The sequence below is a fragment of the Vibrio sp. 10N.247.311.47 genome (assembly GCF_041467535.1).
Classification (GTDB): Bacteria; Pseudomonadota; Gammaproteobacteria; order Enterobacterales; family Vibrionaceae; genus Vibrio; species Vibrio crassostreae_C.
This window is the reverse complement of record NZ_JBFSUR010000063.1, coordinates 1-9,614: the sequence shown is the minus strand read 5'-3', so window position 1 is coordinate 9,614 and position 9,614 is coordinate 1. Positions and strand designations below refer to the sequence as shown.

The window sequence follows — 9,614 nt, the reverse complement described above, 5'->3', positions numbered from 1 at the left end:
AAGTTATCGCGGGAGGAGTGAAACGACGGAATGAGCCGACCGAAGGGAGAACGCCTAAAGGTTCAAAGGTTCAAAGGTTCAAAGGTTCAAAGGTTCAAAGGTTCAAAGGTTCAAAATGAGGATTTAGCAAAAAAAATCCCCACCTTGAAAAAAGGCAGGGATAATAACTTATTTAATAACTTGGATAGCAAGGCTAGCAATAACACCGACAAGAGTAGTGACAAGCAACCAGTTCATACGGTCAAACTTTTTGTCGAATTTAGCTTCTAACTTTTCAAAGCGCTCATCGACCTTCTCTTCTAACTTTTCAATACGTTCATCGACTTTATCAAAGCGTTGATTAGTACGGTTTTCTAACGCCATGAGTTCTTCACGCGTGGCGTTATGTTGAGCTTGGTCAAACAACAGTTTGAGCAAGTCTTTTTGAGTGATATCGTTATTGTTATCTTGGTTCATATGATTCTTCATTATCGTTTCCTTATTAGATAATACCTTAAAGCGGTGTTTTTTTCATCATGTTTACACGTAAGCTCAAGGTTGAAAATCAGGTTATTACCACTTGCCTAGCGAGCGTGCGAGTGGTGAGTTGTAAGGTCCTTATTTTTGACCTAGCTTGAAAAGTGTGAACAAGAAGAAAACAGAGCGAGGCATTAACAGTAAGGCTTGGTGATGAATTTGAACGAAGGTAACGAAGCGTTTCACCAAAGGTAAAGGTGTTAGACAAGCGTATCACGCCACGCGTTGGGTGATTGTTCGCAGGAACTTAATGCCACATCGAGCTGGCTCGATATGAGTGGCATAAGTTATCGCGGGAATGAACCGACCGAAGGTTTCAATTCATTGAGAAGCTATTGAGGCTTCCAGATAATTAACTAATGCACAATGGTCTTTAAGAGTTAATGGTTCAACAGAGCCTAAAACACTCTTTGACGATTTGTTTTGTTAAAGGCAAAGACAAATTCACATATTGCTGCGTCACAAACACGATTTGAGAGAAAGTGGGTTCATTCAAAACGAGCGGTTTTTTACCTTTAACCCGAATTTCAAAACGTTCGACGATATAATCTTCTTCGTCGCCTTTTTCACACACCCATTCATCCACTTTTAACACACATTTTTCCTAATCCATTACAATTAAGAATATTGTACTCAAAGAGAAACGACGATTTATTGAGCGTTGATAAGTTATTGATATATTCCCCAAGAGAGACCATTCACGACACGGGGAAATCATCATGCAGCTATGCTGCATGATGACAATGTGGCATTAAAACCCAACATGCATCCACTTGGCGAAATGAGATTTCTGTGGTTCTGTCAGCGAGTTATCACCACCGTCAAAAACTCCAGTGGCTTCACCAACTCACCTTTCTTGAGCGATTCAACACTACTCAGCCATACAATACGGGCACTATACACTTGAGCACTGAAAATGTTAAGAGCAACTAAAGTACGCATTTACCCAACACAAGAACAAGCTGAGTTTTTAATAACTCAAGTTTGGTGCTGTTCGTTTTGCGTATAACAAAGCTCTACATTTAAAGTCTCACATGTACCGCAAGCATGGTGTAACGCAGTGCTATGGCATACATATATCGGCTGTCTGACTCACCTACAAACCAGAAACAGGCGTGGCTTATCAAGTTAGTCAATAGGGTCGGTTTCAAAAGAGCTTGTATCGCATTAGCAAACAAAGCTGTCAGAACAGCTTGGGCAATGCTTCGCTATGAAACAAAATATCAGTCAAAGACATTATTTTGCTAGCAATATGAATTAACAGATTACAAATAATGATGTTCAATGGTTAGACTAGCTTACTGAGACCTTGACTACTTCGCAATGCTATAAAAAGCTTTTTTCGCGGCAAGGGCAGTAGGTGCGCATGCATCAAAGGTTAGAAGGTAGATCCTTCAATGAGAAACCGAATATACGACCACATCTTATCCATTGCACATTCTTATCTTGTAAAACCCGTGGATTCCATATACGAAGTAGATGGCGGCCTTTTTTACGATATCTAGCTCTTCAGCTTGCTCAGCCAGTAATCGTTTGAGTTTGGCATTTTCATGTCTTTTTTAACGGCTTGACTGCCACCCATAGATTTGAGATTCATATAACGATAGTTGTCGTGCAGCAGCAGCGACACCGACTTTCTCAGCCAACTTAAGTGCTTCGATTTTAAATTCGGGAGCATGTTTGATTCGTGTTGTCTTGGTTGTCATTGTCCACCTCGTTAGTGATTGTACTCACTTAACGCAGTGTCCAAAACTGATGGTGCGGATCAGGCGGTCTTACACCAAATGAGTCGGAACGGCTCTACTGGCAAACTTATAAAACCGTGGCCAATTTTACTTGACCACTACACAGATACCGCCTTAGTTGGCGGTATCTGTGTTGATATTATAAAGTCAATGAGTCGTTTCGCAGACGCTTACAATACACTTACCGTTTACTTATATTATTAACCATTCTATTTGGACTACTTATAGATAAAGCTAATTCTGATACTCACAAAGTAGAAAAGAGCAAGGCCAATACTACACGCTTAAGTTCAGGGTTTTGCATTAATTGGCATCGGACAAATATCAACTAGGTAGCTTCAGGATATTAAGTAATTCCAAGAAACTGTTAAACACCTTTAATGCCATGCTAACTTCGTTGTCAAATGAAAATCTTAGTGTTTGATATCGAGTTGGTAGAAACTAACCTGAGTATAATCTCCAGCCTCAATACCTTCATTTTTACAACGCACTACACCCGTACTACATTGATTGTATGCACCAGCTTTAAAGAAGAACCATTCATTTTTATATCCAGCATCGTACTTATTACCAAGGTAGTGCCCCTTCGCTAAATCAATCGCAAAAGAACGAGTGATAGGTATTTTGCTCTCCAAGTTTTTCGTGAACTCGAGATACATAACATTACCATCAACTTGAATCTCGTAGGAGAACTTCTCCCCGAGTTTGATACCATCTGTGGGTTCTGGCTCACCAAATCGAATTTTAGCCTTGCCAAAAACATTGTGAGAAATATCCAAACGACGGTGGTAATCATCGCCTAATGCGTTATTTTCATAATTCCAATATACCGAACCATAGTTTTGATCAGGCAACTTACGGTAGAAAATTTTAAGGGGTTCATTCGTCCCTGCATGAATCTGTCCAATAACAACAGAGAAAGAGTCATTATGACGATGGTCACCACTTTGGCTTACATGGTCGACAGCAAGAGTCGCATTCATTTTTCCACCAATGGCACCAAACTTATCAGCATCAGGATGTGATGCAAGGACAAAATTGTTCGCAGGTTCATAAGGGCCAATCGATGTATTATCTGAGATTAAAGCATGAAGCTCAGAGCGAGCATTACTCGAATTCGGTGTTGTCATCGCTTTATTCGGAGCCGCAAACACCATTGCGCCGCTTTCTTTGTCGGTATAAAACCACGGTGCATGTTGGTAGTCTTCATTCAACTCAGCTTTGGAGATTTCCATCACTTTACCTTTACGCTCAGGTTTTGTGTCTTCCATCGGAATAACTATTTTCCATTTGGACAAATCAAAATTTTCAGACGGTGCTTTGCTTGGATCAAGTTGCGCCATCGCATGAGAAGAGATAGCCGAAATGGTCAAAGCCAGTAGGGTTTTAGAAGTAATATTCATTGTTGTTTCTCTTTATTGTTATGTTGAAAATCCACCGCGATAGCATTGCAACGGGTTTAGTGTATCACTGTGGTTGAAGACGACGCTCTTTGACTCCGAGATGAAGAAGCACACCGTCCCACTCGATAACTGCCCCCTCTTCATTTAGATGACAGCTCAAGTTCACCTCCTTTGCACAATTCATCAGTACACGGTGGTTCGAACGTGCTGGTAGCTGCCACTCTAGATGGTTGATTTGCTTCTGGGCATCCGATTCAACGTCACCATAAAAGTCACTAGAATCATTGATTTCTGGAACGAACCTTGGGCTCCCTATATCTTCTCCAGTAAGCTGAAGGAAATACTCAAGATTGCCTTGTAGAAGTCGAGTCTTATCAGATCCAAGCTCGACGTCACTCGGAGTGTGCAAACGCCATTGGAGCTCTCTCGCTTCAGTTAGCTCGATGTCGTCAAAAATCACAACACCTTTATCTGCTACTTGGACAAGCGTTCGCCAATAATGTTTGCAGCCCACGTAAGTCTCGGTTAAATCAAGAACAACGTAGTTGAAATCCGCGTCGTTTTTCTGTTTGATCAATTGAGCAACACCTGAAGGACAATCCAGCTTTTGCCCCATTCCAGCAATCAAAGGCAAGTTGTGCGCTTGAGTGGTTCGAGTCCACAAGCTGTGATGTTGGCTACCAAATCGATAACCATAACTGCCACTTGGGGTTAAGATATTTTGGCCCTGATCAACGAAAGCAAAGTTACCTTGGTCGCCATGACGGTGTGAGCTGTTGCCAAACTGACTCGCGCGGTAATACAGAGCCATCTTGTTTTTCGACAGCTTGCCCAGGCCAGCGTATGAGTAATAAATATGCGCTAAGTCATTTGAATACTCGTCGACGCCATCCGTCACCTCACTATGGCTCAACTGCGGCATGGTTGGCACAACATCTAATAGATGCAATTTGTAAGACTGGACTTCATCTTCTAGCACTTTATCCAAACGACGGGCGGCCTGATCACCGTAGCGCTGTGCGTAAATACGTAGTGGATTTTGAGCGAAGAACCCGGGCCACTCTTTGCCTTCTCGTTGACACCAAAAGCCGTCACCAAACGGGTGAATACGTTCTTGAGTCGCCACAAAGTCCATTGCAAATTTGACATAGTTTTTGTAAAACGGATGATTATAGAAAGAGAATCCACTCAAACGCTCCACAGCCAAAAAGAACGGATGATGCCACTTGGTATAAGACGACGAATAAAAAGGCCCTTCTACCCAACTTCCATCTTCGCCTCCATAAAATGGCAAAACACCTCGATAAATCGTCAATGCGTAGTCCAACCAACGCTCACACGTGGTGATATCAAACTCTTTATGCAAAGTAAGGGCGGCAATACCTAAGTAAGCTGGAAGCCTTGATGTATGAGAATGCCCGGGAAACTGCTTAAACTGGTCTTGTTCTAGCCTTTCTTCCATTTGAAACGCTAAGCGAACCAATAATGGACGAACAAAATCACGTTCTTCCCCTGTCAATAAAGGCGACAGCCAGTGGTAAGCGAGATATAAGTTCCTTGCTAAAGACAAACCGACCTCATCTCCCCAAGTACATGGGCGAAGCAAAGAAGCGGGTCCCTCTGGGCTCCACTCAGCAAGGCGCAATAACACCTGACAAGCTTGATGACCAGCAATATCGTCACCCCAAACTCGATAGAGTAACGTTAAGGCAATCAAATCACGGTCAATCCAGTTACGCACATTTGCAATGGCTGTACGCTTCCCTTCTTCCTGCCCTCTGCGATAGTGATTAGGGTATTGGATCGCTTCAATATCAATGTCTTCAACACTTGCAGCAAATTTCGCTCGAAACTCTGAAACCGATTTTTGTATAGTTGGGATATCAATGTCGAAATACAGTAAGAACTGATCATGCTCTTCACATAAAGCAAACAGCTCTTTCGCCGATGGGGCTAAATATTCCTCTGTCTCCGCATCAATAGAGAACTCGTGCCAAAGAGATAATTCCCCACTCTGCTCACACCTTACTCGCCAACGGTAGTTGCCCTGTTCAAGGGAAAAGTCCAGCTGCATCGGAGACTGAATACACTCCCAATGCCATGATTTTTTATGGTCTACAGCCTCTAACTCAAGACAATACAACGCTTCATAACGCTCATGAGGCCAGTTAAAACTGGGCGGATTTACCACCACAGTATTCTTTGTTGGTGAAGTAAATAACTGAAAGTCATGCTTTCTTGTTAGGGGTAACATGGATTAATTACTCCTTATTAAACCAGTGATATTGGCCTGACTCAGGGTCAATCCGACCAATTTGTTTAGCTGGCGTGCCAGCGACTATCGCGTAAGGGAGAACATCTGATGTGACCACGGAATTGGCACAGACAAGCGCGCACTCACCGACCGTCGTTCCCGGTGTAATAACGACACCAGAGGTAAGCCAGACGCCTCTTTGAATGACCACGCTCCCCTCCTCCCAACAACTGCGCCCACTAAAACAATTCGTCATTGGGTCAAACACATGGTTACCCGCAACAATAGAAACGTGAGGACCAATCGCGACATCTTCACCAATGACGACATCACCGTTGATGTAGCTGTACAAACCAACATAGCTACGTGGACCTAATTGATTGTCCCCAATGCGAACGATAGCGCCCGGCGCAATACGCACATTTTCATTCGTGAAACCAAGAATTTGAGCTCGTGTTTCATCGTCCGGTTTATTGTTGCTTTGATTGATATATAAGGTGAATTTACGAAACTCTTCATCGGTGAGTTCGCCACCAAATTTTTCTTGTACTGACATAGTGAGTTCCTTGGGCTGAATGAATTCAGCCCATTTTGATTAAACATTATTTGTTATAGAGATAGGATTTATTGAGCGGCTGGCTCTTTTTGAAGCAAGTAGAAGTAGACCACCAATACCACCGATGGTCAGAGCAACAATAATGAACAACATGCGCCCCCACATTGGATTCGGAATAAAAACCAACATAGAGAGGAACACCGCCGCAATCAGCAGCATTTTCCCAAGCATATCGCGCTGTTTGTTGTCCATTGCGATGCTCGTAGCATTCTCTTCCACCACAACTTCAGTATCAACATTGCTAAAGAAACGATTAACTTCAACTTCTCGCTCAGGAGCATGCCCTTTATAGAAGAACTGGGAGAGAACAAAGAAGGGCAAAGTAATTGACATATGGCCAACCACGCCAAGCGTCACTGATTTCATTTCCGCAAACTCACGAGCAGATAACGGTTGGTCGAGCCCAAGAATGCCTTGCATCATCTCTGGTGTGATGAAGAACGCAATGATGGATGACACCACCATACCGACTAAGATAGTGCCCCATCCGGCCCAATCTGGTGTTTTTCTGATGAAGAAACACATAATAGATGGAATAAGGACTGGGAATCCGACCAAAGTGCCAACGAGCATCATCAGGTCAAAAAGACCAAACTGCTTCAAAGAAGTGAGGAACAGGGCAGAAATGATAATGATAATTCCGAATGCAGCGGTAAGCACTCGGCTCGCATTCATTAATTTGGCTTCTGTTACCTCTTTACAAAAATAAGGTTCGTACACGCTTTTTAAAATGATCCCTGCATTACGGTTTAGTGCTGAATCCATTGATGACATTGTCGCGGCGAACATGGCTGCCAGCATCAACCCAACCATGCCAACTGGCATCTCGTTCTTAACGAACATGTAGTAAGTTGCGTCTGCGACTTTGCTGCCTAAACCTTCAAGTCCCCAAGTGCTGGTATCTGGATAATTTCCCGCGACAAACCAAGCAGGTAGGAACCACATCAAAGGGCCAATGATCATCAAACCACATGCTAACAGCGCTGCTTTACGAGCATTCTTAGTGTCTTTTGATGCAATAAATCGATAAGAGTCTACCATGTTGTTGGTACTGAAAAACTGCTTAACAAAAATACAGATAAACCAACCAACAAATAGGTATGAATAACTGTAGCCATCGCCGATGAGTTGTTGTGTCGGTAAGCCCACTTCAAGTAAATTGCCAATACCACCTGATTTCCAGATAGCAACCATCGCAGCAATAAAGGTCATGACGGTGATGATTATCATCTGCATAAAGTCAGAAGCGATAACCGCCCAGCTGCCACCAACTAAAGAAATAAATAGAACAACCAGTCCCGCCCCTACGATGGTCTGTTCTAAAGGGACGCCAATTACGGCACTAGTGAAAACGGCTAAACCATTCAGCCAAATCGCAGCTTGCAGCACACTTAGGGGAACGTTAGCCCATGTAAAGACTTGTTCATTGACACGCCCAAGACGTAAACGTATACCTTGGATCGGGCTGATCACACGCATTTGGCGGGCTTTCGCCGCAAAGAAAAGGTAGTTGACAAAATATCCAAGGGCGTTAGCGAAAAAAACAATCGCAACTGACATACCACTGGTCAGTGCTTTACCCATCAGACCTGTGAATGTCATGGCACTCAGCGCCATCATGAAGGCACTAGAACCAACCATCCACCAAAGCATCTTACCACCACCACGAAAGTACTCGCTCGTGTTCGCTGCGGCTGAACGAAACACCCAACCCAACCCGATAAGGAAGGCGAAGTACCCTAAAACTATGATTACATCAATGTCCATTTTTTTGTTTCCTGTTTTGTAGGGAGATAGTACGCACATCTCATGCAGTTCGACACGCTCTAATCGACATGTTTTAGAAACAACGGAGACTTACACCATAAACAAAACTAAACTAAACGGACTTAAACAAAGTTGGAAATAGCATTAATGTATAACAATAATACAAAAAAAATAGGCACTCGATGGATCTGAAAACACTCACCACTTTTGTCACAGTTGCGCGTTTAAAGAACTTCACAGCAGCCGCTAGAGAACTTCACACGGTACAGCCGACCGTGTCTCGTCATATTTCTGATCTAGAAAATGAACTGCAAACAAAGCTGTTTGATCGTACGACCCACCAGGTTGATCTGACCCCATCAGGGGAACGATTACTGCCAGAAGCCCTACACATCATCGAGAATGATCAACGAGTAAAGTCCGTAATCAAGCAGATAGATTCTGATGAACATCAAGAAATTAAAGTCGGATATCTTGCTACAGCGTGCTCTTTCTTCCTTCCGGAATTGATTAACCGATTTCGCGCTAGGTACACCAATGCCCAATTGCGTCTGTATGAAATGACACCTGCCGAGCAAATTGAGGCCATGGTCGACAATAAAGTTGATATCGTTTTCAGTCGTGAAAGCCATCACTTAGACGAAAGTTATTTTTCTTCTTATCTTGTCTACGAAGACAGCTTGACTGTACTCCTACCCCGAAATCATTCTCTCGCGGCTAAAAAATGCATCGACATTGAAGATCTCCAAAATGAAAGTCTTCATCTATTTCATCGCAATGAATGGTTAGGTGTTTATGAGAGAATCATTCGGTGTTGCAAGGAAAACGGGGTTGCGCCCAATGTCGTTGGAAACCCAATGAATATGCGTCACTTAGTTACGACCATCTCTTCAGGGTTAGGTATCTCCATCGCCCCTCGGTGCATTAAATTTATCGCAGATGACAGTTGCGTATGCAGGCCAATCAACCAAATCGACATTCAATTACCTTTAACGGCCTATTTCCGTAAACACAACAAAAACCGTATCGTCGATGAATTTATTTCGCACACCATTACTGAGAGTACCAAAATTCAAACAATGCTTTAAAGTTCATTGCAGGTTTAGAACCGGCGACGGTGTCGCCGGTTCAACGATCGCAGCATAACCTACCTCAGAATAAGTCCCTGACTGACCTAACTTCTGCTCTACAATCTAAACACGGGTGTTTGTTGAACACTTTCATTCTGTTTTCGCTATTTCAGATACACTCATCCTATGAAAAACCTAAATTGACCTGATTTGGGATTGAATCAGAGCATGATGGACCAGCTC

At 43.1% G+C, this 9,614-nt stretch carries 8 protein-coding genes and 3 pseudogenes; 4 read left to right on the top strand and 7 right to left on the bottom strand.

The features are described from left to right. Nucleotides 1-168 precede the first annotated feature (168 nt). A complete protein-coding gene (locus tag AB6E51_RS23560; RefSeq protein ID WP_102332429.1) occupies nt 169-468 on the bottom strand; it encodes a hypothetical protein in 300 nt (99 codons plus the stop codon). Nucleotides 469-904: 436 nt separating this feature from the next. Then, complete coding sequence (locus AB6E51_RS23555; RefSeq protein WP_235612468.1) at nt 905-1,111, bottom strand: hypothetical protein; 207 nt, start codon at nt 1,109-1,111, stop codon at nt 905-907. A 321-nt stretch (nt 1,112-1,432) separates the two neighbouring features. On the opposite strand from AB6E51_RS23555, the gene AB6E51_RS23550 reads away from it, so the two are divergent. The 3 genes and pseudogenes from AB6E51_RS23550 to AB6E51_RS23540 all read left to right on the top strand — a co-directional run. Then, complete coding sequence (locus AB6E51_RS23550; RefSeq protein WP_372042843.1) at nt 1,433-1,525, top strand: helix-turn-helix domain-containing protein; 93 nt, start codon at nt 1,433-1,435, stop codon at nt 1,523-1,525. A gap of 13 nt (nt 1,526-1,538) precedes the next feature. Next, nucleotides 1,539-1,607 (top strand): annotated as a pseudogene (locus tag AB6E51_RS23545) (hypothetical protein); the annotation flags it as partial. Next, nucleotides 1,579-1,764: pseudogene (locus tag AB6E51_RS23540) on the top strand (IS110 family transposase); the annotation flags it as partial. The pseudogenes AB6E51_RS23545 and AB6E51_RS23540, both read left to right, overlap by 29 nt. A 222-nt stretch (nt 1,765-1,986) precedes the next feature. Here the strand turns inward: AB6E51_RS23540 and AB6E51_RS23535 are convergent. The 5 genes and pseudogenes from AB6E51_RS23535 to AB6E51_RS23515 form a co-directional block, all read right to left on the bottom strand. Further along, nucleotides 1,987-2,222, bottom strand: a pseudogene (locus AB6E51_RS23535) (transposase); the annotation flags it as partial. A gap of 452 nt (nt 2,223-2,674) precedes the next feature. Next, nucleotides 2,675-3,664, bottom strand: coding sequence for a polysaccharide lyase family 7 protein (locus AB6E51_RS23530; RefSeq protein ID WP_164496843.1), 990 nt, complete (start codon nt 3,662-3,664; stop codon nt 2,675-2,677). Between the two features lie 64 nt (nt 3,665-3,728). Then, complete coding sequence (locus tag AB6E51_RS23525; protein ID WP_102332430.1) at nt 3,729-5,918, bottom strand: heparinase II/III family protein; 2,190 nt, start codon at nt 5,916-5,918, stop codon at nt 3,729-3,731. Between the two features lie 7 nt (nt 5,919-5,925). Then, entirely contained in the window at nt 5,926-6,474 is a 549-nt protein-coding gene (locus AB6E51_RS23520) for an acyltransferase (protein ID WP_102332431.1), read from the bottom strand. A 39-nt stretch (nt 6,475-6,513) separates the two neighbouring features. Next, nucleotides 6,514-8,301 carry a sodium:solute symporter family transporter gene (locus AB6E51_RS23515; RefSeq protein WP_102332432.1) on the bottom strand — a complete coding sequence of 596 codons (1,788 nt, stop codon included), beginning with the start codon at nt 8,299-8,301 and terminating at the stop codon, nt 6,514-6,516. A gap of 182 nt (nt 8,302-8,483) precedes the next feature. Between AB6E51_RS23515 and AB6E51_RS23510 the strand changes: the two genes are divergently transcribed. Further along, nucleotides 8,484-9,389: a LysR family transcriptional regulator gene (locus AB6E51_RS23510; RefSeq protein WP_102332433.1), complete on the top strand. Its 906-nt coding sequence runs from the start codon at nt 8,484-8,486 to the stop codon at nt 9,387-9,389. Nucleotides 9,390-9,614: the final 225 nt, after the last annotated feature.

Bases quoted from the DNA above. Each gene is read 5' to 3' on its own strand.
- AB6E51_RS23560 (WP_102332429.1), bottom strand. From the start codon at position 468: ATGAAGAATCATATGAACCAAGATAACAATAACGATATCACTCAAAAA.
- AB6E51_RS23550 (WP_372042843.1), top strand. From the start codon at position 1,433: ATGTTAAGAGCAACTAAAGTACGCATTTACCCAACACAAGAACAAGCT.
- AB6E51_RS23530 (WP_164496843.1), bottom strand. From the start codon at position 3,664: ATGAATATTACTTCTAAAACCCTACTGGCTTTGACCATTTCGGCTATC.
- AB6E51_RS23525 (WP_102332430.1), bottom strand. From the start codon at position 5,918: ATGTTACCCCTAACAAGAAAGCATGACTTTCAGTTATTTACTTCACCA.
- AB6E51_RS23520 (WP_102332431.1), bottom strand. From the start codon at position 6,474: ATGTCAGTACAAGAAAAATTTGGTGGCGAACTCACCGATGAAGAGTTT.
- AB6E51_RS23515 (WP_102332432.1), bottom strand. From the start codon at position 8,301: ATGGACATTGATGTAATCATAGTTTTAGGGTACTTCGCCTTCCTTATC.
- AB6E51_RS23510 (WP_102332433.1), top strand. From the start codon at position 8,484: ATGGATCTGAAAACACTCACCACTTTTGTCACAGTTGCGCGTTTAAAG.